Annotated in this window: 29 protein-coding genes; 8 read left to right on the forward strand and 21 right to left on the reverse strand. The window is 57.2% G+C overall.

Going from position 1 to position 26,908, the window contains the following annotated elements:
- Positions 1 to 35: 35 nt before the first annotated feature.
- From astA to BM395_RS02655, 5 genes are all read right to left on the reverse strand, one after another.
- Positions 36 to 1,052 (reverse strand): arginine N-succinyltransferase, encoded by a 1,017-nt coding sequence (gene astA / locus BM395_RS02635; RefSeq protein WP_090508775.1) that lies wholly within the window; start codon positions 1,050 to 1,052, stop codon positions 36 to 38.
- Positions 1,053 to 1,144: 92 nt separating this feature from the next.
- Entirely contained in the window at positions 1,145 to 2,161 is a 1,017-nt protein-coding gene (aruF, locus tag BM395_RS02640) for an arginine/ornithine succinyltransferase subunit alpha (RefSeq protein ID WP_069899389.1), read from the reverse strand.
- 137 nt (positions 2,162 to 2,298) lie between these two features.
- Complete coding sequence (locus BM395_RS02645; RefSeq protein ID WP_090508776.1) at positions 2,299 to 3,519, reverse strand: aspartate aminotransferase family protein; 1,221 nt, start codon at positions 3,517 to 3,519, stop codon at positions 2,299 to 2,301.
- A 266-nt stretch (positions 3,520 to 3,785) separates the two neighbouring features.
- Positions 3,786 to 4,985 carry a patatin-like phospholipase family protein gene (locus BM395_RS02650; protein WP_090508777.1) on the reverse strand — a complete coding sequence of 400 codons (1,200 nt, stop codon included), beginning with the start codon at positions 4,983 to 4,985 and terminating at the stop codon, positions 3,786 to 3,788.
- Between the two features lie 54 nt (positions 4,986 to 5,039).
- Positions 5,040 to 5,978 carry a lipid A biosynthesis lauroyl acyltransferase gene (locus tag BM395_RS02655; protein ID WP_090508778.1) on the reverse strand — a complete coding sequence of 313 codons (939 nt, stop codon included), beginning with the start codon at positions 5,976 to 5,978 and terminating at the stop codon, positions 5,040 to 5,042.
- A gap of 69 nt (positions 5,979 to 6,047) precedes the next feature.
- Here BM395_RS02655 and BM395_RS23265 point away from each other — a divergent pair, with 69 nt between their 5' ends.
- The 5 genes from BM395_RS23265 (at position 6,048) to BM395_RS02675 (ending at position 9,022) form a co-directional block, all read left to right on the forward strand.
- Positions 6,048 to 6,197: a hypothetical protein gene (locus BM395_RS23265; protein ID WP_170860533.1), complete on the forward strand. Its 150-nt coding sequence runs from the start codon at positions 6,048 to 6,050 to the stop codon at positions 6,195 to 6,197.
- 146 nt (positions 6,198 to 6,343) lie between these two features.
- On the forward strand, positions 6,344 to 7,090 hold the full coding sequence (gene minC / locus BM395_RS02660; protein WP_069899393.1) for a septum site-determining protein MinC: 747 nt from the start codon (positions 6,344 to 6,346) through the stop codon (positions 7,088 to 7,090).
- A 97-nt stretch (positions 7,091 to 7,187) separates the two neighbouring features.
- Positions 7,188 to 8,003 (forward strand): septum site-determining protein MinD, encoded by an 816-nt coding sequence (minD, locus tag BM395_RS02665; RefSeq protein ID WP_069899394.1) that lies wholly within the window; start codon positions 7,188 to 7,190, stop codon positions 8,001 to 8,003.
- The gene (minE, locus tag BM395_RS02670; protein WP_069899395.1) at positions 8,000 to 8,254 is read left to right on the forward strand and encodes a cell division topological specificity factor MinE; all 255 of its coding nucleotides are present in this window, start codon (positions 8,000 to 8,002) and stop codon (positions 8,252 to 8,254) included. The genes minD and minE overlap by 4 nt, the downstream gene beginning before the upstream one ends.
- 66 nt (positions 8,255 to 8,320) lie before the next feature.
- Positions 8,321 to 9,022: an RluA family pseudouridine synthase gene (locus tag BM395_RS02675; protein ID WP_090509195.1), complete on the forward strand. Its 702-nt coding sequence runs from the start codon at positions 8,321 to 8,323 to the stop codon at positions 9,020 to 9,022.
- 67 nt (positions 9,023 to 9,089) lie between these two features.
- On the opposite strand, the gene pdxJ is transcribed toward BM395_RS02675, so the two are convergent.
- The 12 genes from pdxJ to rpoE all read right to left on the reverse strand — a co-directional run bounded on the left by pdxJ (position 9,090) and on the right by rpoE (position 19,882).
- Positions 9,090 to 9,836, reverse strand: a complete 747-nt coding sequence (gene pdxJ, locus BM395_RS02680) for a pyridoxine 5'-phosphate synthase (RefSeq protein WP_090508779.1) — start codon at positions 9,834 to 9,836, stop codon at positions 9,090 to 9,092.
- Positions 9,829 to 10,527, reverse strand: a complete 699-nt coding sequence (gene recO / locus BM395_RS02685; RefSeq protein WP_090508780.1) for a DNA repair protein RecO — start codon at positions 10,525 to 10,527, stop codon at positions 9,829 to 9,831. The genes pdxJ and recO overlap by 8 nt, the downstream gene beginning before the upstream one ends.
- A 125-nt stretch (positions 10,528 to 10,652) precedes the next feature.
- On the reverse strand, positions 10,653 to 11,555 hold the full coding sequence (gene era / locus BM395_RS02690) for a GTPase Era (RefSeq protein WP_090508781.1): 903 nt from the start codon (positions 11,553 to 11,555) through the stop codon (positions 10,653 to 10,655).
- Complete coding sequence (gene rnc, locus BM395_RS02695) at positions 11,548 to 12,237, reverse strand: ribonuclease III (RefSeq protein WP_069899399.1); 690 nt, start codon at positions 12,235 to 12,237, stop codon at positions 11,548 to 11,550. The genes era and rnc overlap by 8 nt, the downstream gene beginning before the upstream one ends.
- Entirely contained in the window at positions 12,234 to 12,611 is a 378-nt protein-coding gene (locus BM395_RS02700) for a DUF4845 domain-containing protein (protein ID WP_069899400.1), read from the reverse strand. Before BM395_RS02700 ends, rnc begins: the two co-directional genes overlap by 4 nt.
- A gap of 102 nt (positions 12,612 to 12,713) precedes the next feature.
- Positions 12,714 to 13,568 carry a signal peptidase I gene (gene lepB, locus BM395_RS02705; protein WP_069899401.1) on the reverse strand — a complete coding sequence of 285 codons (855 nt, stop codon included), beginning with the start codon at positions 13,566 to 13,568 and terminating at the stop codon, positions 12,714 to 12,716.
- A 5-nt stretch (positions 13,569 to 13,573) separates the two neighbouring features.
- Positions 13,574 to 15,373 (reverse strand): translation elongation factor 4, encoded by a 1,800-nt coding sequence (lepA, locus tag BM395_RS02710; RefSeq protein WP_069899402.1) that lies wholly within the window; start codon positions 15,371 to 15,373, stop codon positions 13,574 to 13,576.
- A 271-nt stretch (positions 15,374 to 15,644) separates the two neighbouring features.
- Positions 15,645 to 17,072 carry a DegQ family serine endoprotease gene (locus BM395_RS02715; protein WP_212633012.1) on the reverse strand — a complete coding sequence of 476 codons (1,428 nt, stop codon included), beginning with the start codon at positions 17,070 to 17,072 and terminating at the stop codon, positions 15,645 to 15,647.
- A gap of 41 nt (positions 17,073 to 17,113) precedes the next feature.
- Positions 17,114 to 17,566 (reverse strand): SoxR reducing system RseC family protein, encoded by a 453-nt coding sequence (locus tag BM395_RS02720; protein WP_090508783.1) that lies wholly within the window; start codon positions 17,564 to 17,566, stop codon positions 17,114 to 17,116.
- Complete coding sequence (locus tag BM395_RS02725; protein WP_069899404.1) at positions 17,563 to 18,516, reverse strand: MucB/RseB C-terminal domain-containing protein; 954 nt, start codon at positions 18,514 to 18,516, stop codon at positions 17,563 to 17,565. Before BM395_RS02725 ends, BM395_RS02720 begins: the two co-directional genes overlap by 4 nt.
- A gap of 8 nt (positions 18,517 to 18,524) precedes the next feature.
- The gene (locus tag BM395_RS02730) at positions 18,525 to 19,130 is read right to left on the reverse strand and encodes a sigma-E factor negative regulatory protein (RefSeq protein ID WP_069899405.1); all 606 of its coding nucleotides are present in this window, start codon (positions 19,128 to 19,130) and stop codon (positions 18,525 to 18,527) included.
- Positions 19,131 to 19,300: 170 nt separating this feature from the next.
- A complete protein-coding gene (rpoE, locus tag BM395_RS02735; RefSeq protein WP_069899406.1) occupies positions 19,301 to 19,882 on the reverse strand; it encodes an RNA polymerase sigma factor RpoE/AlgU in 582 nt (193 codons plus the stop codon).
- Between the two features lie 377 nt (positions 19,883 to 20,259).
- Here rpoE and nadB point away from each other — a divergent pair, with 377 nt between their 5' ends.
- Positions 20,260 to 21,876, forward strand: a complete 1,617-nt coding sequence (gene nadB / locus BM395_RS02740) for an L-aspartate oxidase (RefSeq protein ID WP_090508784.1) — start codon at positions 20,260 to 20,262, stop codon at positions 21,874 to 21,876.
- Here nadB and BM395_RS02745 read toward each other — a convergent pair.
- Entirely contained in the window at positions 21,845 to 22,297 is a 453-nt protein-coding gene (locus BM395_RS02745; RefSeq protein ID WP_090508785.1) for a protein YgfX, read from the reverse strand. The genes nadB and BM395_RS02745 overlap by 32 nt on opposite strands.
- The gene (locus BM395_RS02750) at positions 22,281 to 22,535 is read right to left on the reverse strand and encodes an FAD assembly factor SdhE (protein WP_069899409.1); all 255 of its coding nucleotides are present in this window, start codon (positions 22,533 to 22,535) and stop codon (positions 22,281 to 22,283) included. Before BM395_RS02750 ends, BM395_RS02745 begins: the two co-directional genes overlap by 17 nt.
- Before the next feature lie 188 nt (positions 22,536 to 22,723).
- Here BM395_RS02750 and ygfZ point away from each other — a divergent pair, with 188 nt between their 5' ends.
- Both ygfZ and BM395_RS02760 read left to right on the forward strand, forming a co-directional pair.
- Positions 22,724 to 23,665, forward strand: coding sequence for a CAF17-like 4Fe-4S cluster assembly/insertion protein YgfZ (ygfZ, locus tag BM395_RS02755; RefSeq protein ID WP_090508786.1), 942 nt, complete (start codon positions 22,724 to 22,726; stop codon positions 23,663 to 23,665).
- A 105-nt stretch (positions 23,666 to 23,770) separates the two neighbouring features.
- Entirely contained in the window at positions 23,771 to 24,610 is an 840-nt protein-coding gene (locus BM395_RS02760) for an HDOD domain-containing protein (RefSeq protein ID WP_090508787.1), read from the forward strand.
- A gap of 33 nt (positions 24,611 to 24,643) precedes the next feature.
- Here BM395_RS02760 and BM395_RS02765 read toward each other — a convergent pair whose 3' ends face one another.
- Both BM395_RS02765 and BM395_RS02770 read right to left on the reverse strand, forming a co-directional pair.
- The gene (locus tag BM395_RS02765) at positions 24,644 to 26,047 is read right to left on the reverse strand and encodes a sensor histidine kinase (RefSeq protein ID WP_090508788.1); all 1,404 of its coding nucleotides are present in this window, start codon (positions 26,045 to 26,047) and stop codon (positions 24,644 to 24,646) included.
- On the reverse strand, positions 26,040 to 26,711 hold the full coding sequence (locus BM395_RS02770; RefSeq protein WP_069899413.1) for a response regulator: 672 nt from the start codon (positions 26,709 to 26,711) through the stop codon (positions 26,040 to 26,042). The genes BM395_RS02765 and BM395_RS02770 overlap by 8 nt, the downstream gene beginning before the upstream one ends.
- Between the last annotated feature and the right edge of the window lie 197 nt (positions 26,712 to 26,908).

Raw genomic sequence — 26,908 nt, forward strand, 5'->3', positions numbered from 1 at the left:
GGCAACCGGCCAGGCCGGATGCAGAATTCAATCAATTAACCACGTGCAGACAAGCGCACCGCGCGAACCAGATCGCCCGCCGACATTTGCAGGCGCTTGGCGGTTAGCGCATCCACCACCAGCGTGCCAGCGGCCACGCGTGCCGGGGCGGCAGTGATCCGGCAATCTTCACGCTTGCGGTTATGAATCACGAACGGCGGTGCATCATCGCCAGGCGTGCCGATGGCCAGCACCAGCGTTTCACTGTCGCGCACGGCACGGATTTTCTGCGTCTCGGCTTCAATTGCCGGGCCGGCATCAAAAATATCGACGTAGCCCTGATAGCTGAAACCTTCACCTTTGAGCATCGCCAACGCTGGCTCAGTGTCCGGGTGCACACGGCCGATGGTGTTGCGCGCACCTTCAGAGAGAAAGCATGTGTACAGCGGAAACTTGGGCATCAACTCGGCGATGAACGCCTTGTTGCCGACCCCGGTCAGATAATCGGCCTGGCTGAATTCCATTTTGAAGAAGTGGCGGCCCAGACATTCCCAGAACGGCGACTGGCCTTGCTCATCCGAGACGCCGCGCATTTCCGCGATGACCTTGTCACCAAACAACTCGGGGAATTCAGCGATAAACAGAAAGCGCGCTTTCGACAGCATTCGACCGTTAAGGCCGCTGCGCTTGTCACTGCGCAAAAACAGCGAGCACAGCTCTGAGTTGCCGGTCAGGTCATTCGCCAGAAACAGGGTCGGTACCTGACGATGAATATTCAACTCTTGCGAGGCGCTGACCGTCAGGCCAAGGCGATAGTTGTACCAAGGCTCACGCAAGCCGACAGCACCGGCAATCGCCGATATGCCAACCACACCGCCGTCGTCGTCTTCGAGCACGAACAGGTAATCGGCATCAGCGCGCTCGGCCGTGCCGGCAAAGGTTTTCTCAGCCCAGCCGACCCGGTGCGCGAGGCGCTCTTCATTGGCCGGCAAAGTGGTCAGGCCGGCACCCGTGCTACGTGCCAGGTCAATCAGGGCCGGTAAATCGGCGCTGCGTACGGGACGAACGATCATAAATCCTCCAGATAGCTGCAAGCGTTCAAGCGCCTGAGGCTGCTAAGTGCAATGCGCGCAGTCGCCCGCCATTACACGCTCACCGCTAATGGTTAAACCGCAACCAGACGCACGCTGGCGCCTTCGCCGACGCCCAGGGCTTCGGCGGTTTCAAGATCAAGCTCGACAGGATTGCCTGGCACCCAGTCCAGCTCGGTGACCAGCGCACGGAAGTCTTGGAGCTGGCCGTTGGCGACCAGATACTGTCGGCCGCCCGTCGCTTTGGCGCCGATATGCACGGGCACAACGCGGCTGTCGGCGATAGAACGAATGCCCGACGTACGCGCATGCAAAGTTGGGCCGCCGTCAAAAATGTCGATGTAATGATCGGTCTCGAAACCCTCACGCATCAGGATGTCGAACGTCACCTGCGCACGCGGATGCACCTGCCCCATGGCTTCCTGGGCATAGTCTGGCAACAGCGGCACGTAAATCGGGTAATGCGGCATCAGCTCGGCGAGGAATGTGCGGCTCTTAAGGCCACACAAACGCTCAGCTTCGGCGTAGTTCATATCAAAGAAGTTGCGCCCCACAGCATCCCAGAACGGCGAGTCGCCCGCCTCGTCGCTGTGGCCGACAATTTCGACCACCACAGCGTCGGCAAACCGCTCGGGATGTGCGGCCACAAACAGCAGGCGCGCACGTGAATTGAGCTCACCTGCGGGAGTGTTGACCAACGGCCGTTCGACATAAAAACTGGTGAGCAAGCTGTTGCCGGTCAGGTCGTGGCACAACGACAGGACATGAATCTTGTTGTGGATCTTCAGCTCTCGCGAGTGATGCACAAAGGTCTCGTTGCGAAAACTGTAAAACGGCTCCGAATAACCGGTAGAAGCAACAATTCCCGAGCAACCAACCAGCTTGCCGGTTTCGGTATCTTCGAGCACGAAGAAGTAACTCTCTTCGCCATTGAAGCTGACTTCAGCGGCAAATGAAGTTTCCGAGGCGGCGATCTTGTCGCTCAGGCGTTCACTGTCATCCGGCAGTGAAGTCACACCAACCGGGCTATCCGCGGCCAGACGCTGGACTTCAGCGAGATCAGCCATTTGCGCGGGGCGCATCACCAGCATGGTGCCACTCCTTTCTCAAGAAAAGCCCCGAGCACCTGCATTGAGCGCTCAGGGAAACCGCAGCAGTGCTGCGGATAATCGAAATAAGCCATCCCGTGCGAGGAACCCGGCACTTCCTGTGCCGGGCCTGTACTCAGTTAAGCCTGAGTAACCTTGGCGACAGCACGCTCGAACCGTGCCAGACCTTCATTGATCTCGGCTTCAGTCACAACCAGGCTCGGTGCAAAACGCACCACGTCGGGGCCGGCCTGCAGCACCATCAAACCTTCCTGGGCGGCGGCATCGAGAATGACTTTGGCCTTGCCTTTCCAGGCATCGGTAAGCACACAGCCAATCAGCAAGCCCAAGCCACGCACTTCACTGAACACTGCATATTGCTGGCCAATCTTCTCCAGCGCGGTCTTGAACTGTTGATGCTTGGTTTTGACGCCTTCCAGCACCTCAGGGGTGTTGATGGTGTCGACGACCGCCTCGGCCACCGCGCACGCCAGCGGGTTGCCGCCGTAGGTAGTGCCGTGGGTGCCGACGGCCAGATGCTTGGCCAGTTCGGTGGTGGTGAGCATCGCACCGATTGGGAAACCACCGCCCAGGCTCTTGGCGCTGGAGAGGATGTCCGGGGTTACGCCGTAATGCTGGTAAGTGAACAGCGAACCGCTGCGGCCCATGCCGCTCTGCACTTCATCGAACACCAGCAACGCATTGTGTTTGTCGCAAAGCTCGCGGGCGCCTTGCAGGTAAGCCAGATCGGCCGGCAGTACGCCGCCTTCGCCCTGAATTGGCTCAAGCACTACGGCGCAGGTCTTGTCGCTGACAGCGGCCTTAAGTGCCTCAAGGTCGTTGTACGGAACGTGGCTGATGCCTTGGATTTTCGGGCCGAAACCATCGGAATACTTCGGCTGGCCACCCACGCTTACGGTAAACAGAGTCCGGCCGTGGAAGCTGTTGACCGCCGCGATGATTTCGCACTTCTCCTCGCCGAACTTATCGAACGCAACCCGACGCGCCAACTTGAAAGCCGCCTCGTTGGCTTCCGCACCGGAGTTACAGAAAAACACCCGCTCAGCGAAGGTAGCGTCAGTCAGCTTTTTAGCCAGACGCAGCGCCGGCTCGTTGGTGAAGACGTTAGACACATGCCACAGCGCATTGGCTTGTTCAGTCAGCGCCTTCACCAGCACCGGGTGCGCGTGACCAAGTACGTTAACCGCGATGCCGCCAGCGAAGTCGAGCAGTTCTCGACCGGTTTGATCCCACACGCGCGAACCTTCGCCACGCACCGGAATGAAAGCGGCAGGCGAATAGTTGGGGACCATGAACTGATCGAAGTCGGCGCGTTGAACCGGGTCGTGCTGAACTGACATCTGAACTCTCCTAACGAGGAACACCCAAACAGGGTGACAGGCGATTTAACGATTGTAGGGACTGAACACCGGCTGGCATTGCCGCTATGCGACAACTTCTTATAGCGCCAACCCGAGTGAAAACGGCGCTTATGCAAATGCGACAGAAAGCGTCATGAAGGCGCAGTTTAAACGCAGCCAATAGCTCAGGGATAAATTATTGAAATAATGACCAGCAAGTCATACCTGCCCGCAAGCCTGCTTACAGACCCGGGCAAGATTGAGACTTATGCCGGTATCGACACTTCACCGGCAACCGTGGCCGGCTGGATATTCAGAAAACTGCAAAGTTTGGCCTTTTGCGCCATTGCATCCTTATAGCCGAGCTCGATCAACTCGCTGCAATAGCTTGCCTCGAACAGCAGATAACTGAGTACACCCGCACCGCTTGCATGCGTAGCGCCGGGCCCGCGCAAGAACAGGCGCAAAGCCGCCGGCAGCTCGCGGCGGTGGCGAGCTGCGATTACGTCGAGCGGCTGGCTGGGGGCAATGACCAGCACTTCAACCGGTTTGATGACATGACCAACCTGCTGATCGGCCGGCACCAGGCGGGCCATCTGATTGAGCCGCTCGAGCAATTCGATATCACTTTCAAGGCTGTCGATAAACGTGCTGTTAAGCATATGCCCGGCAATCTGCGCCAAGCTTGGTTGCTTGGCATTGTGCGGGCGAAACTCGTTGGGGCTGGTTGTTTCATCTTGCAGGTTGCCACTCACGCCCACCACCAACACCCGGCTGGCACCGAGATGCAGCGCCGGGCTGATCGGTGCACTTTGACGCACCGCACCATCACCAAAGTATTCACGCTGAATTTTAACCGGCGGAAACAGCAGCGGGATCGAAGCACTCGCCATCAGATGCTCACACGCCAACCGCGTCGGTATACCCACGCGACGATGACGAAACCACGGTTCGATGGCGGCGCGACCCTGATAGAAGGTGACCGCTTGCCCGGTGTCATAACCAAATGCTGACACCGCCACCGCGCGCAATTTACGCTGCCGAACCGCAGCCGAGATGCCGCTGAAATCGAGCCTTTCCTTGATCAACTCCGCCAATGGCGCGCTATCGAGCAAGGCGACCGGCACTTGCGAACCCAGGCCAAGCAAGCTGTGACCCAAGAAACGACTGGCCTGACGAATCACCCCGGGCCAATCACTGCGGTAGACCTGATCAGTTGAAAACCCCTGCCAGACCTGAGTAAGACGCTGCACCGCCTGGCCAAAATGCAAGGCACCACAGGCCAGACTCACCGCGTTGATTGCACCGGCAGAGGTGCCGACAATAACGGGAAAGGGATTGTGCTCGGGATCTGGCAGCAAATCGGCAATTGCCGCCAGTACGCCCACTTGATAAGCCGCTCGCGCACCACCCCCTGACAGAATCAACCCGGTAATCGGTTCATGGGTTTGGGGTGCTGGGCTCATGAATAATCCTTAGCTTGTTAGAGGCAGTATAGAAAAGCGCCTTGCCGGCGTGCGCTATTTCCTCTTGCGCTTGGGGTAAAGCCGCGCCTCACCCTCGGGGCGGGTCTTGAAGCGCCGATGCGCCCACAGATACTGCTGCGGACATTCCTTGATTGCCGTTTCGACCCATTGATTGATCAACAGGCAATCTGCCTCTTCACTGTCGGCCGGGAAACCCTCGAGCGGCGAATGAATAACCAGGCGATAGCCAGCACCGTCCGGCAGGCGCTGCTGAGTGAACGGCAACACGCGGGCACGTCCCAGACGGGCAAACTTGGTCGTCGCCGTAACAGTTGCCGCCTGAATACCAAACAACGGCACAAACACACTCTGCTTGCGGCCATAGTCCTGATCCGGCGCATACCAAATAGCCCGACCCGCGCGCAGAACCTTGAGCATGGCACGAACATCTTCACGTTCGATCGCAGTTGCATCCATATTGTGCCGCTCACGGCCGCGGCGCTGGATATAGTCGAACAACGGGTTGTCATGCTCGCGGTACATGCCGTCGATTGTATGCACCTGCCCCAGCAAGGCAGCGCCTATCTCAAGTGTGGTGAAATGCAGGGCCATGAGGATTACGCCCTGCCCCTCAGTCTGAGCCTGCTGCAAGTGCTGCAACCCTTCGATGTGCGCCAGCTTGGCCAGACGCGCCTGTGGCCACCACCAGCTCATGGCCATTTCGAAAAACGCGATGCCGGTCGACGCAAAGTTTTCGCGCAGCAATTGCTCGCGCTCATCTGCACTTTTCTCTGGAAAACAGAGCTCCAGATTGCGCGCAACGATCTCACGGCGCTCACGGGCGAATACCCGCATCACTGCACCCAGCGCACTCCCCAACCCGAGCAGGGCCCGATAAGGCAATTGCACAATCAGCCAGAGCAGGCCCAATCCCAGCCATAACGGCCAATATTTGGGGTGCAGAAAAGCGCGACTAAAAACAGGACGTTCCATGAACACTTCCGATCAGAGCATCAAGTGCGACATTCTATAGGACTTTTTTGCCGGCCTGCGGTCTATGCCGTGAGCGACGAAAAAACCCGGCCCTCTGCAACAGGTATCGCGCGGCAGAAACACAATGCACAAAAGGTCAGCATTCACCTGGCCAATGCAGCGTACGTCAGCCATTTGAACCAGGACATGGCCAGCAATTTCAAGTCTTTAGCGCCCTGAGCATCCGGCAAAAACGGGTAGCCGCTTGCGGGCCAACGTAGTTCTCGCTATAAGAGCCACAGTGAAATAATCACAGTTTAGAAATTTCAGCGGTAAGCAGGTCTGTTTGTCCGCAAGCCCAACCGAAAAGGCGCCCCAGGCACACCATGAGTCAAGCCGACCTCCTCGACCAAGCCCCTGTATTCCAACTTAAAGGCAGTATGCTGGCCATCACCGTAATGGAGTTGGCGCAGTATTCGATTGAGCAACTCGATCAGCAACTGGCCGAAAAAGTAGCCCAAGCCCCGAATTTTTTCAGCAACACCCCGCTTATTCTGGCGCTCGACAAATTGCCCGAAAGCGAAGAAGAGCTGGATTTGGCTGCGCTGATGGCCGTATGCCGCAAGCACGGCCTGCGCACATTGGCGGTTCGCGCCAGCAATGAGGCGCACATAGCTGCCGCCAACGCCCTCGACTTGCCGGTATTGCCTCCTTCTGGCGCGCGCGAACGCGTTATCGATCCGACCGCAGGTCAGGCCGAGAAAAAACCTGAAAAGCCGCCAGCCCCGGCAGAGCCCGAACATAAACCGACCAAAATCATCACCAGCCCCGTGCGCGGCGGCCAGCAGGTTTATGCACAAGGCGGTGACTTGATCGTATTGGCGGCTGTCAGCTCGGGCGCGGAACTTCTCGCCGACGGCAACATCCATGTCTATGGGCCTATGCGTGGCCGGGCACTGGCTGGCGTAAAAGGTAATTTGAAAGCACGAATTTTCTGTAAACAGCTGGGCGCGGAAATGCTTTCCATCGCCGGCCATTACAAGGTTGCAGAAGACTTGAGACGCGATCCACTGTGGGGCGATGCGGTTCATGTCTGCCTGTCGGGTGAGCTGTTGAACATCACTCGTCTTTAACGGATACTGCCGCAAATTCTGGACACAATAAGGGCATCAGGAAGCCTCAATCGGCCGAAAGATCCCGCTTTAATCTTATATTTTGGGGTGAAACACCTTGGCCAAGATCCTCGTAGTCACTTCCGGCAAAGGTGGCGTAGGTAAAACCACCACCAGCGCTGCCATCGGTACCGGCCTCGCTCTGCGCGGGCACAAAACAGTCATCGTCGACTTCGACGTCGGCTTGCGTAACCTTGACCTGATCATGGGTTGCGAGCGCCGCGTAGTGTATGACTTCGTCAACGTTGTTAACGGCGAAGCCACACTGACCCAGGCCCTGATCAAAGACAAACGCCTGGAAAACCTCTTCGTACTGGCCGCAAGCCAGACCCGTGACAAAGACGCGCTGACCGTTGAAGGCGTTGAAAAGGTCATGAAAGAGCTGTCCGAAAACTTTGAATACGTGGTTTGCGACTCGCCAGCCGGTATCGAGAAAGGCGCTCACCTGGCCATGTACTTCGCTGACGAAGCGATTGTCGTGACCAACCCTGAAGTCTCGTCGGTACGTGACTCCGACCGCATGCTGGGCTTGCTTGCGAGCAAATCACGCCGCGCCGAAGAAGGCGGAGACCCGATCAAGGAGCACTTGCTGCTCACCCGTTACAACCCAGAGCGCGTCACCAAAGGTGAAATGCTCGGCGTTGACGACGTAGAAGAAATTCTCGCGATTCGCCTCATCGGCGTCATTCCGGAGTCACAAGCTGTACTGAAAGCATCCAACCAGGGTGTTCCGGTGATTCTCGACGACCAGAGCGATGCGGGCCAAGCCTACAGCGACGCAGTTGACCGCCTGCTAGGCAAAGAAGTGGCGCATCGTTTCCTTGATGTACAGAAGAAAGGATTCTTACAACGTCTGTTTGGAGGTCGTGAATGAATATTTTTGACTTCTTTCGTGAGCGCAAGAAAGGCTCCACTGCTTCGATCGCGAAAGAACGCCTGCAAATTATCGTCGCCCACGAGCGCGGCCAACGCAGCAAGCCGGACTACCTGCCGGCCTTGCAGCAAGAATTGGTCGACGTGATTCGCAAGTACGTCAATATCGAATCTGACCAAGTGCAGGTTGCCCTGGAGAATCAGGGCAGCTGTTCGATTCTGGAATTGAACATCACCCTGCCCGATCGTTAATCGCCGGGGTTCGCGCAAGCTCTGAGCTCTCGCCAACCGGTAACAACACGATCGACAGTTATGAAAATGGCGGCCCTGTTGGCCGCCGTTTCATTTTCACCCCGCAACAAACCGCTAACGCAAGAATCGCCAATGCCTCTCAGCCAGATCGAAATACTCCACCAAGACGCCGCCCTGCTGGTGATCAACAAGCCCACCCTGCTGCTCTCGGTGCCCGGTCGCGCAGAAGACAACAAGGACTGCCTGGTGACTCGCCTGCAAGAAAACGGCTTCCCCGAAGCACGTATCGTGCATCGACTGGACTGGGAAACCTCGGGAATTATCGTGCTCGCACGCGACCCGGACAGCCACCGCGAACTGTCGCGCCAATTCCATGATCGTGAGACAGAAAAAGCCTACATGGCGCTGTGCTGGGGCCAACCCGAACAGGACAGCGGCTCGATCGACCTGCCGCTGCGCTATGATCCGCCAACCAAGCCGCGTCACGTGGTCGACTTTGAGCAGGGTAAACACGCGCAGACCTTCTGGCGGATTATCGAGCGCTGTGGCGACTATTGCCGTGTCGAGCTGACGCCGATTACCGGCCGCTCACACCAACTGCGCGTGCACATGCTCTCTATCGGTCACCCGTTGCTGGGTGACGGCCTGTATGCGCATGAGCAAGCGCTACAGGCCTATCCGCGCCTCTGCTTGCACGCCTGCATGCTCAGCCTGACTCACCCGCAAACAGGTGAGCGGATGCGTTTCGAGTGTCCTGCACCTTTCTAACGGTGCAAAAGCAAAAAGGCCGGAGCATTCTCCTGCCTTTTCAGCACTTCAAAGTCACGCTCAGCGGTTAACCACGATCCGCTGCGGCAGTGATCAACTGCTTCATTTCCACGACTGCCTGCTTGAAGCCAACGAACAAGGCGTGGGCAACCAGCGCATGGCCGATGTTGAGTTCATTGATCCCGGCAATCGCCGCGACAGGCTCGACGTTGTGATAATGCAGCCCGTGACCGGCGTTAACGATAAGCCCATTGGCCAGGCCGCAAGCCACACCCTGGCGAATACGCTCAAGCTCGTGCGCAGTCTCTTGCGGGGTATGGGCATCGGCGTAACGCCCGGTGTGCAACTCGATAGCGGGCGCACCGACACGCTTGGACGCTTCGATCTGAGCGGTGTCCGGATCAATGAACAGCGACACCTCACAGCCAATCTTGCTCAAGCGCTCAACCGCCGCGCGAATCCGCTCCTCTTGCCCCGCCACATCAAGCCCGCCTTCGGTGGTGAGCTCCTGACGTGTTTCCGGCACCAGGCATACGTGCGCCGGGCAAATGCTCTCGGCGAACGCGAGCATTTCCTCAGTCACACCCATTTCGAAGTTCATGCGCGTTTGCAGCACGTCCTTGAGCACGCGCACATCGCGTTCCTGAATGTGCCGGCGATCTTCACGCAGGTGCACGGTAATGCCATCAGCGCCCGCCTCTTCGGCGTCCAGCGCTGCCTTTACCGGATCGGGGTAACGTGTACCGCGCGCCTGGCGCAGCGTCGCCACATGGTCAATATTTACCCCAAGCAATACACGATTGGCATCAGTCACGAACAGGCTCCTTGAGCGTCATAAACAATTCACGGCTCACCAACGGTTTGCCGCCTAAATGAGGGGCCAGCGCCTGGCGCATGAGGCGTTTTGCCGCCGCGAGCGCGCCGACAGCCGACCAATCGGCTTCGGCCATGGCCAATAATTCTTTGCCCTGAAATACGCCAGGCTGAAACTGCCCGACAGGCACCATCCCCTCTTCGGTTTGCAGGCGATACAGGCCTTCTGGGGCAATCGGCTCGCCTTGCACATCACTATCAAGGGCAAAACCATAGCCCAGCTCACCCAGCAAACGCCATTCAAATGAGCGCAGCAAGGGTTCAATAGCACGCCCTTCAGCGAGCGCCTGCAAGGTCATGGCGTAGTGATCGAAGAGCAACGGATGCGGGTCTTCGGCGGGTAACAGGCGAATAAGCAGTTCATTGAGGTAGAGCCCACTGAACAAAGCCTGCCCGGCGATCAGCATGGGAAAGCCGGTGGCTTCAAGGCGTGAGACATTCTTCAGCTCGCTGCGCCCGCGGAATTCGGCATCCAGCGCTACGAAGGGTCTGGCCAGCGTGCCGGCCTTGCCTCTGGCGCCGCGCAATACCGCGCGCAGGCGACCTTGCGGAGTGAGGAAATCGACCAGCGCACTGCTTTCGCGATAGGCGCGGCTGTGAAGCACGAAAGCGGGTTGGCTGAGCGCAAGCATGGCAGATGCAGACTCAAGAGAGAATGGGGGCGCCTGCGCCCGACGCGATTACTCGGTCAGGCGCGGGTTGCGCGGTGTGAAACATCGCCCGCCGTTGCAGGCGATCGTGCCGCGCGCCTGAGGTGTTAAATATCGTCATAGCCGAGCGAGCGCAGTGCTCGCTCATCGTCGGACCAGCCGCCTTTAACCTTGACCCACAGGTTGAGCATGACCTTGGAGTCAAACAGCACTTCCATGTCCTTGCGCGCTTCCTGACCCACACGCTTGATGCGCTCACCCTTGTCGCCGATGATGATTTTCTTCTGCCCGTCGCGCTCAACCAGAATCAGCGCATGGATATGCAGAATGCGCCCTTCCTTCTTGAACTCTTCAATCTCGACCGTTATCTGATAAGGCAACTCGGCGCCCAGCTGACGCATAATCTTTTCACGCACCAGCTCAGCGGCGAAGAAACGGCTGGAGCGGTCGGTGACCTGGTCTTCCGGGAAGAAGTGCACGCCTTCCGGCAAACGCTCGCCAACCAGTTTTTCCAGCGTTTCGAGGTTGTGCCCATGCTGCGCCGAGATCGGCACGATTTCAGCATTCGGCAACTGCTCAGCCAGCCACTCAAGGTGCGGCATCAGCTCGGCTTTATCTTCAAGGCGATCAGTTTTGTTGATGGCCAGAATCACCGGGCCTTCAACATACTGAATGCGCTCGAGAACCATCTGGTCTTCATCGGTCCAACGGGTGCGATCCACTACAAAAATAACCACATCGACATCTTTCAGTGCCGAAGACGCATTCTTGTTCATGTAGCGGTTAAGCGCTTTCTCGTTGTTCTTGTGCAGGCCCGGCGTGTCGACGTAAATCGCCTGCACCTCACCCTCGGTTTTAATCCCGAGCATGTTGTGACGAGTGGTTTGCGGCTTGCGCGAGGTGATCGCCAGCTTCTGCCCGAGGATGTGGTTGAGCAATGTCGATTTACCCACATTCGGCCGGCCAACGATGGCGACATAGCCGCAACGCAATACAGGTGAATCAGTCATGGCCGTTCTCCACGCCCAAGGCGATCAATGCAGCGGCAGCTGCAACCTGCTCGGCAATACGCCGACTGGCGCCCTGTCCGAGGGTTTTTTCATTCAATAAAGTCACCTGACATTCAACAATGAATGTCCGGCAATGCGGCTCGCCCTGAATATCCACGACTTCATAGCGTGGCAGTTCACAGGCGCGCGACTGCAGAAACTCTTGCAGCCGCGTTTTCGGATCTTTGTTGGTGTCGACCAACGTCAGGCTTTCGAACTCATTGGCCAGCCATGCCAGCACGCGGTCGCGGGCGACTTCCATGCCGGCATCAAGGTAAATGGCACCAATCAGGCCTTCCAGCGCATCGGCCAGAATCGACTCGCGGCGAAAACCGCCACTCTTCAACTCACCTGAGCCTAGTCGCAAATACTCGCCAAGGTCGAAACCACGCGCCAGTACGGCCAGGGTCTCGCCTTTAACCAGACGCGCGCGCAGGCGTGACAGCTGGCCTTCACGCGCCTGTGGAAAGCGCTCGAACAACGCTTCCCCGGCGACAAAATTAAGGATTGCATCACCGAGGAATTCAAGGCGTTCGTTATTGCGCCCAGCGAAACTACGATGGGTCAATGCCAGAACCATAAGGTCCTGGTCTTTGAACTGATAACCGAGCTGGCGCTCGAGGCGGGCTAACGAAGCAGTCACGGCATACGCACACGGAATTCTTTGTCAAAATTAGCCACCAGATCGAGGTTCTCGATCAGTGGTTCACGCTTCTCGTATTTCAGATGAGCGTGAAATTCGTTGTTCTCGATTTTCACTTTTAGTATGTCTTCCAGCTTAACGTCGCGAATGCTGTTTACGGTCATGCCACTGTTCACATAACTGTAAAAATCACCGACGGTGGTGATTTCGCGACCTTTCTCGGTTTCAACCGAGGTAATGATCTTTTCCAGGGACATGTAGTCCATGTAGTGCGGCAGCATCTTGAACGCAGTACTGGCGAAAAAAGCCACCAGCGCCAGAACGAAGAGCCAACCAATAATCGACATCCCTTTCTGTGAACGGGTGTATGTCATTTTAGTCCCCAAATCTTAGAGTTTTTAGAAAGCCAGAATGGCTAAACACAAGACTATATATAGCTAGCGGCGCTGACTTGAACAGCGCCACAATTATTCAAATTAATGAATAAGGCCGACACGGCTGAAATTCGGCAGATTTTTCGATTTCGGGTCAGGCCAGCTCATCCACACCGCAAATGCCTTACCGACGATATTCTGGTCAGGCACCATGCCCAGCAAGGGCTTGGGGATATTAGGATCGTTCCAGTAACGGCTGTCATTGGAGTTGTCACGGTTATCGCCCATCATGAAGTAATGGCCGGCAGGCACTGTCCACTCACCACCCGGAACGGCGTGATAACGCTTCATTTCCTTGCGGATCAGGTGCTCAACCTCACCCAGCTTCTCGTCATAAAGCATAACGCTGCCCAGGCTGCCGGCCTCTTCGCCGAGCAATTCCTGAGCAACTGGTTTGCCGTTAACAAACAAGTGCTTGTCCGGCGTGTACCGCACCACGTCGCCCGGCACACCGACTACACGCTTGATGTAGTTGATGGAAGGGTCGCTCGGGTAACGGAACACCATGACATCGCCGCGCTGCGGGTCATCAATCTGGATAATCTTGGTGTCGATCACCGGCAGGCGGATGCCGTAGGCAAACTTGTTGACCAGAATGAAGTCGCCAACTTCAAGGGTCGGACGCATCGAGCCCGATGGAATCTGGAACGGTTCCACCAGAAACGAGCGCAAGACCAGCACAATCGCCAGCACCGGGAAGAACGACTTACCGTACTCCACCAGCATCGGCTCTTTGTTGAGTCGCTCAATTACCGCTTCATCAGGCTCGCTGACCTGACCATGATAGTGGCTGATGGCCGCGCGGCGACGCGGGGCCAACACCAATAAATCGAACAGCGCCAGCACGCCGCAAACAGCGACGGCCAGTACAAGCACAAGCGGGAAATTGATCGACATAGGCCCTAACTATCCACCTTGAGAACTGCAAGGAAGGCTTCTTGTGGAATCTCCACGTTGCCCACCTGCTTCATCCTTTTCTTACCGGCCTTCTGCTTTTCAAGCAGCTTGCGCTTACGGCTAACGTCACCACCGTAGCACTTGGCCAGTACGTTCTTCCTGAGTGCCTTGACCGTGGTGCGAGCAACAATCTGCCCCCCAATCGCAGCCTGAATCGCGACGTCGAACATCTGACGCGGGATCAGTTCCTTCATTTTTTCGGTCAACTGACGGCCCTTGTAGTGAGCCTTGTCGCGGTGAACGATCAATGCCAGAGCATCAACCTTCTCACCGTTGATCAGCACATCCAGCTTGACCAGATTGGCCGACTGGAAGCGATCGAAACTGTAATCCAGCGAGGCATAACCACGGCTTACGGACTTCAAGCGGTCGAAGAAGTCGAGTACCACTTCGTTCATCGGCAAGTCATAAGAGACCTGCACCTGACTGCTCAGGTATTGCATGTCACGCTGCACACCGCGCTTTTCGATACACAGGGTAATGACGTTACCCAGGTGTTCTTGCGGCACCAGAATGTTGGCACGCACGATGGGTTCGCGCATGTCTTCGATGGTCGAGATGTCCGGCAATTTGGATGGGTTATCGACGTAAATCGTCTCACCGGTCTTCAGCACAACCTCAAACACTACGGTTGGCGCTGTGGTGATCAGGTCGAGATCGTATTCACGCTCCAGACGCTCCTGAATGATCTCCATGTGGAGCATGCCGAGGAAGCCGATACGGAAGCCAAAACCCAGTGCATCCGAGCTTTCCGGCTCGTATTGCAGGGCGGCATCGTTCAATGTCAGCTTTTGCAGGGCTTCACGGAAGTCTTCGAAGTCGTCCGAACTCACCGGGAACAGGCCAGCGTAAACCTGAGGTTTAACGCGCTGGAAACCTGGCAGCATGTCTACGTCCGGCGTGGTCGACAGGGTCAGGGTGTCGCCCACTGGCGCGCCGTGAATGTCTTTGATGCCGGCGATGATAAAGCCCACTTCACCGGCTTTAAGATCAGCGGTGGCTGTGTGCTTTGGATTGAACACACCCACGCTATCGACCTGGTGCATCTTGCCGGTCGATTTAACCAGGACCTTGTCGCCCTTCTTGATGCGGCCGTGACGTACGCGCACCAAGGACACTACGCCCAGGTAGTTATCAAACCAAGAGTCGATGATCAGCGCCTGCAACGGTGCGTCGATGTCACCGGTCGGCGCCGGAATGGTCGCCACCAGGCGCTCAAGCACCTCGTCAACGCCCATACCGCTCTTGGCACTACAGGCCACAGCGTCGGTGGCATCGATACCGATGATGTGTTCGATCTCTTCTTTAACCCGCTCAGGCTCAGCCTGCGGCAGGTCCATCTTGTTCAGCACCGGCATGACCTCAAGGCCCTGCTCGATCGCCGTGTAGCAGTTGGCTACCGACTGCGCTTCCACGCCCTGACCGGCGTCAACCACCAGCAATGCACCTTCACAGGCCGCCAGCGAACGGCTGACTTCGTAGGTGAAGTCAACGTGGCCTGGCGTATCAATGAAGTTCAATTGATAGGTTTTGCCATCGCGCGCGGTGTAATACAAGGTAACGCTGTGCGCCTTGATGGTGATCCCACGCTCACGCTCCAGATCCATGGAGTCCAGTACCTGGGCCTCCATTTCACGCTCAGTCAACCCGCCGCACATTTGAATGAAGCGGTCGGCGAGCGTGGACTTGCCGTGGTCAATATGGGCAATAATGCTGAAATTACGTATGTGGCTCAGGTCACTCACAAGACAACACTCAAAAAAGTTCGCAGGCGACTGCCCGCCGAAAATAGCCGCGGAGTGTACTCGATTTTGCCCCGCCAAGTCATCAATAGCGCCACAAGCTGTGATCTAAGGTCCCTCAATCGTAGCTCGGGCGCAGGCTGCGGGCCGATACTCAGGCCAATAAAGCGCCCTGCGGTCATCTAAGCGCATTGCAGCCACCTTCAGTTATAGCGGTGCAGACAGCAGGCACAAAAAAGGGGCGATCAAATCGCCCCTTTTCTTGCTGCCGAAATTACTCGGAAAGCTTGAAGGTAATGAAGCTTGCGCGGCCTTTACGCAGCACTCGCATCGATACCGAACGATCTTTTGGCAGCGCCTTGGCGACCTTCTCGAAAGTCGAGGCTGTCAGAATTGGCTCGTTGTTCAGGTGTGTAATCACATCACCCGGACGCAGACCAATCAAAGCTGCCGGACCGTCAAGGACTTCGCTGATGACAACGCCACCTTTGAGATCCAGGCCTTTCTTCTGCTCTGCGCTCAGCTCGACAACTTTCACCCCAAGGCGATTGCTGTGGCTTTCGGCAGACTGGCCAGTGGCACTCGCCAGCGCTTCAGAATCTTCCGGGAGCGATCCAATGGTCAGCGTCAGCTTCTTGTGATCGCCTTCGCGCACCACATCCATTTCAGCTTTTTCGCCAGGCTTCAGCGCGCCAACCAAATGCGGCAGGTCTGCCGACATATCAATCGGCTTGCCATTGAGCGAGAGAATCACATCGCCGACTTGCAGACCGCCTTTGGCAGCCGGGCCGTCGTCAAGAATCTGCGCGACCAGAGCGCCCGCTGGTTTCTCCAGACCAAACGATTCAGCCAGATCCTTATTGACCTCCTGAATCACCACGCCAAGCCAGCCACGACTGACCTTGCCGCTGTTCTTCAACTGGTCAGCCACATCCATCGCAACACTCATCGGAATGGCGAAAGACAGGCCCATGAAACCGCCGGAACGGGTGAAAATCTGTGAGTTGATACCCACAACCTCGCCCTTCAGGTTGAACAACGGGCCGCCGGAGTTACCCGGGTTGATCGCCACGTCGGTCTGAATGAACGGCACATAGCTCTCATTTGGCAGGCTGCGGCCCTTGGCGCTGACGATACCGGCAGTTACCGAGTGATCGAAGCCAAATGGCGAACCGATGGCCAACACCCACTCACCCACCTGCAAGTCTTCCGACTTACCCAGGCGCACTGTCGGCAGGTCTTTGGCGTCGACCTTGAGCAGCGCTACGTCGCTACGCGGATCGGCGCCCACCACCTTGGCTTCCAACTCACTGCGATCAGACAGGCGCACGACAACTTCGTCGGCATCCGCGATCACGTGATTGTTGGTCATGATGTAGCCATCGGAGGAAATGATGAAACCGGAGCCAAGCGACTGAGCCTCACGCTGATGACCTTTAGGCGCACTCGGTTGACGCGGAATGCTGCGCTCAAAGAACTCGCGGAACATGGGCGGCAGCCCTTCCAGATCCGGCACAGACATGCCACCCGAGTTGGCGGCGACATTGTCCGGTATTTTTTGTCGGGTACTGATATTGACCACAGCGGGCGAAGCTTCCTTGACCAGCTCGGTGAAGTCAGGCAGTTCCGCATGCGCGGTAACCGCTTGCCCCAGGAGCAGCACTGACAACAGTGCAGACCAACATAGCTTCAGGCTAGGCATCGACATACAACTCTCCCATCCAGAAATACTAAAGACACGGCTTAAACCCCCGCAGCACCTACCAACAAGGCACGCAATACTACGGGCTGCAACGCAGGATCATCAGACACACGCCTACTGCGCCAGCGCACCCCGAACCAGGATGCAACCAACCCGAATAGACCCGAAAGAATGACCAGCGATTCACTCAAGGACATTGCATAAGCCAACAGCGCGGCCGCAAACAATCCTAATAATGGGATCAGGTAAACCAGTAGCGAGCCGCGAACAAGTAAGTCTTCGCGCACCCCTATTACTACCGAGTCTCCAACATTCAACTGCAGATCGCTTAGCGCGCGCACCAAACCGCGGCGGCTGTCGACACCAAGCTTGTCCATCAAACCCTGGCCACAACCGGCTTGGGCAGAGCAACTGGAGCAGGTACTTTTTCGCAGTGTTTCAACCCAGACAGCGCCGGATTCAACTGCAATCACCCGCCCCGTCTCTTCAATCATTGAACAGCTTTCTCCGCGCCGGGACGCACCGACAAGGCGACCCGCTCTGCTGTACCGAGGGGTATTTCACCGACCACGGTGACCATCATGCCGCCATCGCTGGTGACCAGCTTGCGCGACACCGCAACGGTTGGCCCAAGCTGGCTGCGGGCATCTTCGACCGTCGCACCATGCAAGGCCTCAAGAAAGACCGAGAAGCGCGCCAGTCCGTCGTCATACACCAGACATTCGACCGTATCATCGGATACAGGACTGCGCCGGCGGGTAACGCTGGTGAGGTTGAAACCTGTAGGAAGCCAATCCGAATGCCAAGACTGCGTGACGACTTTATCGCTTTCAAGCGCGTCGACAGGCTTGCAGTTGTCACTCGGCGCAAGGCCTGCAGTGACAGCAGCGGCATCGGTGGTGAAATCAGTGAACTGGAAGCGTTCGAGCATTTGCCCGCGGTCATTGACCAACAGGGACTTCAACGGGATCGCCGTTTCGCTATCAAGATGCAACTCAACCCCGAAACGGTGCTGATCGCGCGGTGCAAGGCCAAGAATGACCGCACTGCGCCCCGCCACTCGGGATTCACCCATCAGCCGCAGCTCGTAGGATTTAGCCAGTTGCTCGGGATTCAGCCCACGCTCGGACCACGCCTGACCTGCAACCACCGGGTCTGCCAACTCGCCGCTGGCGCAGCGAGTGACGCCATTACTGCGGACGACCTCCTGAGCGTCGCCGTCGAGCTGCAACAAGCGCTCCTGAACAGCACCCTCCGCCGCCACCTGATGCCAGATGCTATGCGTAGAAAAGCTACCGTTACGCTCGTAAACGAAGCGACCACGGTAGCTTTGCGTGTGTTCAGCACTTGCCAAACGATCCAGCCAAGCCTTTGCATCTGCAGCAAAGGCAGGCAGAACAGTAAAGCTGCCCAGCAATAGGACAGCAACAGGAATAAAGCGCATGCGCCTCCTTAACGGCTTTCCAGACTTGCTGCGCGTGCATAAGGCAATGCACTTTCGGTCACGCTCATAGCGGCTTGCTGAGCATGCTGACGCAAGTAGGAAGGCAGACGCTGTTCATGCCAGCCTTGCTGAACTTTGCTCGGGTCAATCTCGACACTGGCCGGATCATCACTCGACAGGTTGAAGCCTGCCAGCATTGCCGGGCCGTGCGACTGTGGCATCACCAGCGAAGGCTGATTGCTCTGCTGCGCCAACTGCGTGCTCAGCGCATCATTCTGGTTGTACATGCGTACACCTACCAGAACGGCTGCGGTGACCGATGCTGCCACGGCAATTCGACCGACCGTGCGCCAAGGGCCTTTGACCACTTTGTCGGAAACGACAACCGGCTGCGGTTCATCCGCCAGAGCAGCAGAAACTGCTGAGGCAATATCCAGATTCAGACGCGGTTCAATGAACTCCTTGTGCATGGCTGCACGCGCAATCTGATAACGCGACCAGGTAGCTCGCAAATCAGCATCGCCGCTTGCACCCAGTACGCGTCTAAGCTCCATTTCATCCGCTTCGTTATCCATCACCGCGGACAGCGATTCCTGCAGGGCTTCACGACTCATGACGGTTCCTCTCTTGGCTGTCGCCGCTGTCTTGTGGGGTCTTTGAAAAGTACTGCGCGGGTATGGCAAGACTTGAAAGCAGCTCAATCTGCACACTTACCACCTGTAAGCTGTACGGCTCGAACTTTTGCGCTTTGCAGCTTGATACTCGCACCCTTCTCCAAGACTCCTTAGCTATCCTGCAGCAACGGCTGCAGGATCTTGTCAATTGCTTCACGCGCCCGGAATATCCGTGAGCGCACCGTTCCCACCGGACACTGCATGACGCTGGCAATGTCTTCATAACTAAGACCATCAAATTCACGCAATGTTAGGGCGGTGCGTAAATCTTCTGGTAACTGCTGAATGCACTTGTGCACGGTGTTTTCAATTTCGTCGCGCAGTAATGAGCGTTCTGGCGACTCGATATCCTTGAGGGCGTGATCGCCATCGTAGAACTCGGCATCTTCAGCACTTACATCACTGTCCGGCGGCCTTCTACCGCGTGACACCAGGTGATTTTTTGCGGTGTTGATCGCGATTCGATACAACCATGTGTAGAACGCGCTCTCACCCCTGAAATTACCTAAAGCCCGGTAGGCCTTAACAAAAGCTTCCTGGGCCACATCCTGTGCTTCATGGGTGTCGTGCACAAAACGCACGATCAACCCGAGAATCTTGTGCTGATACTTCAGCACCAACAGATCAAAAGCTCGCTTATCGCCACGCTGCACGCGCTCGACCAGCTGCTGATCCTCTTCCTGGGTTAGCATGAACACTCCTCGTTAACTTTTGAGGAGCCTTGCGCTAGCCAAATAACCGACCTGCAAAAATAGACTCGAACATTGCGCAAAAGTTCTCCCCTCCAACCAAGCTTCCTGCAAAACAATTTTGAATTTTGCACGGAACAACACAGCAACCCGTAGCCCTTGCTGTGCAATTAAGTCTTTAATCATCTGTAGAACCGCATCAAACCAGCAGCATGTTTGATAGACGATCACGTTTCACAGACATTGTCCCTCTTCGGGTGACTAGTTATGGAACACAATCTGCTAAGAAAGTTCCCAAACACCATAGCCAGTCATAAGCCTGCTATTGTGCCGCCCCACCCCTCTATATACTAGGGGCAGGATTCACGCGGATTCAGCTAATGAGCCAGCATTATCAACACGATGTACTAGTAATAGGCAGCGGTGCTGCGGGCCTGACCCTTGCACTGACGCTGCCAGAGCACTTGAGAATAGGCGTATTGAGCAAGGGCAACCTCGCCAACGGCTCAACTTTTTGGGCGCAAGGCGGTGTAGCAGCAGTGCTCGATGACACCGACACGGTGGAATCTCACGTCGAGGACACGCTCAACTCAGGCGCCGGACTGTGCCGCGAAGACGCAGTGCGCTTCACGGTCGAGCACAGCCGCGAGGCCATTCAGTGGCTGATCGAACAAGGCGTGCCGTTTACCCGGGACGATGAAACCGCTCGCGAAGACGGCGGCTTCGAGTTTCACCTGACCCGAGAAGGCGGCCACAGTCATCGGCGCATCATTCATGCTGCTGATGCAACTGGCGCGGCTATATTCAAGGCGCTTCTGGATCAAGCCAGAGCGCGGCACAATATTGAATTGCTTGAACAGCGCGTTGCCGTTGATCTGATTACCGAGCGCAAGCTTGGACAGTCCGGTCAGCGCTGCCTCGGCGCTTACGTGCTGAACCGCAACACCGGTGAAGTCGACACCTACGCCGCCCGCTTCGTGATTCTGGCGACCGGCGGCGCGGCCAAAGTTTATCTGTACACCAGCAATCCGGACGGCGCCTGCGGCGATGGCATTGCCATGGCTTGGCGCGCGGGTTGTCGGGTCGGCAATCTGGAGTTCAACCAGTTCCACCCAACCTGCCTTTATCACCCGAAGGCGAAAAGCTTTCTGGTCACTGAAGCGCTGCGTGGCGAAGGCGCGTTACTGCGCCTGCCCAATGGCGATCGCTTCATGCAACGCTTCGACGCACGTGCAGAACTGGCGCCGCGCGATATCGTCGCTCGCGCCATCGACCACGAAATGAAGCGCCTGGGGGTTGATTGCGTTTATCTCGACATCAGCCACAAAGACGCCAACTTCATCAAAACCCACTTCCCGACCGTTTATGAGCGCTGCCTTGAGTTCGGCATCGACATAACCCGCGAGCCGATTCCAGTGGTACCGGCTGCGCACTACACCTGCGGCGGAGTCGTGGTTGATCAGCACGGTCATACCGATGTGCCGGGCCTGTACGCCATTGGCGAAACCAGCTTTACCGGCCTGCATGGCGCCAACCGTATGGCCAGTAACTCGCTGCTTGAGTGCTTCGTCTATGCACGCTCGGCGGCAGCAGACATCACTGCGCAACTCGAACAGATCAGCATGCCCGGCCGCTTGCCAACATGGGATGCCAGCCAGGTAACTGACTCGGATGAAGACGTCATCATCGCCCACAACTGGGACGAGCTGCGCCGATTCATGTGGGACTACGTGGGCATTGTGCGCACCAACAAGCGCCTGCAACGCGCGCAACACCGCGTACGCCTGCTACTCGACGAAATCGACGAGTTCTACAGTAATTATCGGGTCAGCCGGGATTTGATTGAGTTACGTAACCTGGCGCAAGTGGCTGAGCTGATGATTATCTCGGCCATGCAGCGCAAGGAATCTCGCGGCCTGCACTACACACTGGACTATCCGGAGCAGCTGACCGAAGCCAAGGACACTATCCTGCAGCCGCGCCTGGGTGCCAACTGAACTTCAGGCGCACGCGCAAACGCCGATGATCGGTAAACGACAGGGAGTCGTGAACAATGCACAGGCCGCTGACCCACCAGCGGCCCGGCAACCGATAACGCAAAATCACGCAATAAGGCAGCGCCAGACAATCACGACGCAACTCTATTGGCTGCCAGCCAGTTGCCCGCGAGTACAGATACCAGCCATCGGGATCAGCGCGCAAACGGCTCACGGCATATTTCGAGCTAAGCAGTATCGCGCGCGGCAGCGTCCACAGCGCATGCGCCAGGCACAACCCGCAGCCCGCGAGTCGCAACCAGAGCGCAAGGTCGAGCCTTACCAGGACCACGACCGTCACCAGCAGCAAAGTCAGGTACGCCACCAGCAAACGCCGCGAAGGCTGCCAGTGGCATTCGAAGCGATTACTTCGGTTGGACACGGTCCAGAATCATCCGCACCATGCGCTGAATATCCGGATCATCGGATTCGCCGCGCTGCATGAACCAGCCGAACATATCCTGATCTTCGCACTCAAGCAGCCTGCGATAACGCGCCTGATCGTCCGCATCGAGCGAGGAGTAAACCTCTTTGACGAAAGGCACCAGCAGTACATCCAGTTCCAGCATGCCGCGACGGCTGTGCCAAAACAGGCGATTGAGTTCAGTCGAGTCGACCATCTGATGAATCCTTGATAAAGCAGACATTGATTAAGCCGGCCAGTATAACGGCGAAATGGCCCGCTGTTGACCCGCGCAGACGACGAGCAGAATTTAGCAGCGCCGCGATCGACATCCGCACTGACAATTACCCTATAGGCGCACTATCATTACGCCCTCTCTTTTCATTCAGTGATAAGCAGTTTCCCATGGCCGATACCGCGTTTTTTTGCACCCTCAGCCACGAAGGCGTCATGTCCGTTCGCGGCGCCGATGCCAATAAATTCCTGCAGGGCCAGATCACCTGCAACCTCAATTACTTGAACCCGACGGTTTCCAGCGTTGGCGCCCGCTGCAACCCCAAAGGGCGCATGCTCTCAAGCTTTCGCGTGCTGGCGGTAGACGATGGCTATCTGCTGGCGATGGCCAGTGAATTGCTCGAAAAGCAACTGGCGGATCTCAAGAAATACGCCGTCTTCTCCAAGTCGAAGCTGCTCGACGAAAGCGCCGAATGGACCCGTTTTGGTCTGTACAAAGGTGACGGCGCCCTGCTCGCGCTGGGCTTTGAGCTAAACCCGACGCCGGGGAGCGTGAGCAGCGCGCACAACTTAATGGCCGTGCACCTGGGCAATGAACGTGTCGAGCTCTGGGTTCCGGCAAGCGAAGCCGACGAAATAAAGCTGCGCCTGAGCGCTCAATTGCCAGAAGCCCCCGTTAACGACTGGCTACTGGGGCAGATTCGCGCCGGTATCGGCCAGGTCTTCGGGCCGGCGTTCGAGCTGTTTATCCCACAGATGATCAACTTGCAGGCCGTCGGCGGCGTCAGCTTCAAAAAGGGCTGCTACACCGGCCAGGAAATCGTGGCGCGCATGCAGTATCTGGGCAAACTCAAACGCCGCATGTATCGCCTGAGTGTTGCGGCGAGTGAACTGCCAGAACCTGCAACGGCACTGTTCTCTCCTGAACGAACTTCGGCCGTGGGCGAAGTGGTCATGGCGGCACGCAGCGAGACAGCCATCGAATTGCTCGCCGTGGTGCAGGAAGACGCCATCAGCGATGGCCGCATCCTGCTTGGCGCACCGGACGGCGAGGCGCTGACACTGCTTGACCTGCCTTACACGCTGAATTCGGACCTGGAAATCCAGCGCTAGAAAAAACCATTGCTGATCACTGGCTCACAAAACCAGCCATCTAAATGTTTGAATTTGGCAGAATTAATTACACTGCGGCTGGCTGAAGCCCTATAGAGAATCGTCATGAGCAGTACCCTCGCAGAAAAAGTCCAAGCGCAATTAATTCAAGCCATCGACAATGATGCGCTGACCCTGCCGACACTGCCCGAAGTTGCGCTGCGCGTGCGCGAAGCGGCTGAAGATCCGGATGTTGGTGCGGCTGACATCGCTAAGGTGCTGGCTAACGACGCGGCCATCAGCGCACGTCTGATCAAGGTGGTGAATAGCCCGCTGCTGCGCGCCGCCGGGGTCATCACCGACCTGCAAATGGCCGTCTCACGTTTGGGCATTAACTACACCTGCAATCTGGCGACAGGCTTGGCAATGGAGCAGATGTTTCAAGCCACCACCGACATCATCGACCAGAAAATGCGTGAAGTCTGGAACAAGAGCACTGAAATTGCCGGTATCAGCCACGTTCTGTGCCGTCATTACACGCGCCTGATGCCGGATCAGGCGACTCTGGCGGGCTTGGTCCATCAAATTGGTATTCTGCCGATTCTGACCTTCGCAGAAGAACACGAAGAACTGCTGGCCGACCCGCAAACGCTGGACGCCGTAATCAATGCGATTCACCCGGTGTTGGGCGAGAAGATTTTGCGCACCTGGCAATTCCCCGAACAAATCGCCACTGTGCCAGGTCAGTTACTCAACTTCTCACGCAACAGCGCGAAAACCGACTACACCGACATCGTCCAGGTCGCCATGCTGCAAAGCTACATCGGCACCGATCATCCATTTGCCCAAATGGACTGGTCAGACATCAGTTCATTCCACAAGCTCGGGCTGGACCCGCAAGTGGACATGCAAGATGACGAAGACCTCAGCGCATCGATGGAAGCTGCCATGAGCATGCTTCAGTAATAACGGATAAACGGGCCATGACGCGAACCTGCATCATGGCCCGTGTTCTGGCGCCAGCTGACTAAACTCAACGCGCACCAACAAGCCGTGTGGCACGACTTGCTGCAGGCTGATCCGCGCCTGATGCGCTGAACATATCTCGCCGACAATAGCCAAGCCCAAACCGGCACCCAAGCCTTCGTTACGGCTGCGATAAAAGCGCTTGAACACCTGCTCGCGCTCTGCTTCGGGAATCCCCGGGCCATCATCCTCGACCTCAAGCACGCCATCAGATTTGACCCGCAAGATAACCGTGCTGCCAGGCGGCGAGTGGGCAATGGCGTTATCTACCAGATTGCTCAGCAACTCGTTAAGCAAAGTCGGCTCACCGCGCAGCCACACCGGCGCGTCGGCCTCCAGCGCCAACGCCACGCCACGGGCATGGGCAAGCGGCGCCAGTGCCATGCCCAGCTCACGCGCTAACTGACTGAGGTCGAGGCGCAGAGCACCGCCTTCGGTCAGCGCACGCGCGCCACTTTCGATCCGCGCCAGTGACAGTAACTGATTAGCCAGATGGGTGAGTTTTTCGGCGCTCTGCGCAGCCTGCGCCAATGTCGAGCGCCAGGTTTCAGGGTCTTGCGCACGCAGGCCCAACTCGACCCGCGCTTTAAGCGCCGCCAGAGGCGTGCGTAACTCATGCGAGGCATCGGCAATAAACTGCGACTGACGCTCGAACAAACCGCGCAGGCGATCATTGAACTGATTGATCGCTCCCACCAAAGGTTTCAACTCCAGCGGCAGCTCGGTATCGGGCAACGGTTTCAGATCATCACTGGCCCGCGCAGCAACTGCCTGGCGCAGGCTGTTAAGAGGACGCAGGGTTGCACTCACGGCCAACCAGACCAGCCCGAGCGCAATCAACGACATCAGCCCGATGCGTAACAGTGTGCCGAGCAACAAATCACGCGCCATGCGCTCGCGCGCGCCCTGAGTCTCAGCCACGCGAATTTCCGCAATACCATTAACCTGCGGCTCACTCACCGGCTGCCACAAGCTCACCACCCGCACGCCCTGTCCGCGATATTGCGCATCGTAAAAATGCGCCAACGCTGGATAGTCATCGGTCCGTTTGGTGCCTTTGGGGGCGGCAGGCAAGTCTTCGTAACCCGAGACCAGGCTGCCGTCGAGGTCGATCACCTGATAGTAAATGCGCCCCGCGCTGTCATAGGCAAAGGTGTCGAGCGCCACATACGGCACATTCGAAAGCAGCCGGCCTTCCTTGGTGTAAAGACCTGCCGCAATCGCCCGCGCCGAGGCCAGCAAAGTGCGGTCGTAAGCCGTGTCGGCGGCTCGCCGCGCACTGAAATAGGCGCTGAAACTGCTTACCAGTACGACAATCGCCAGCAACAGGGCCAGCCGGGTCAATAACCGCCCGCGCAAGCTGCCGCGACTATTCACTCACCTCCTCCAGCAAGTAGCCGAGGCCGCGGAAGGTGACGATTCGCACCCCGCGATTTTCCAGTTTCTTGCGCAGCCGATGCACATAAATCTCGATAGCATCGGCGCTGGCCTCCTCGTCCAGACCAAACACGTGCGAAGCCAACTGCTCCTTGCTCATCACCCTCCCCGGCCGCGCAATCATGGCTTCGAGCACGGCCTGCTCGCGTGAGGTCAGGGTGAGCGCATTGCCTTGCAAGATGAAGCGCCGGGTTGCCAGTTCATAAACCAACTCGCCGCAACGCTGCTGTTTCTCGCCGCCCAGCACGGAGCGGCGCAGCAGGGCTTTAACCCGCGCTTCAAGTTCGGTCAGTTCAAAGGGTTTGGCCAGGTAATCATCGGCGCCCAGATTCAAGCCATGCACGCGGTCCTTGACCTCGCTGCGGGCAGTCAGCATCAGCACCGGTGTGGTGTTGGCGCGATCCCGCAGGCGCGCCAACACCTCGAAACCATCGAGGCGCGGCAGGCCCACATCAAGAATCGCCAAGGCGTATTCCTCGGTGCTCAGCGCCAGATCGGCGGCAACTCCATCGTGCAAAACATCCACGCTCCAGCCCGCGCCTTTAAGCGCTTGGGCGATGCTTTCAGCGAGTTGCAGATGGTCTTCCACCAACAGAATTCGCACTCGAACCTCCGACTCTGGCCAAGGCCTATGCCCTGAATATTAGCCGCGCAGTTTAACGCGCAGCGCCTTGCAGTAAATCGCAGATTGCACCGAAACGTATCCGCATAAATATTTCTGCAATGAAAGGTTGGTGAAAGCTTGGGCTTTTAGCATCGCTGTAAGTGGCTCGATCCACTGACTAAAACGACCGCACAGTG

It is taken from the genome of Pseudomonas marincola (genome assembly GCF_900116605.1).
In the GTDB taxonomy this organism is placed as follows: domain Bacteria; phylum Pseudomonadota; class Gammaproteobacteria; order Pseudomonadales; family Pseudomonadaceae; genus Aquipseudomonas; species Aquipseudomonas marincola.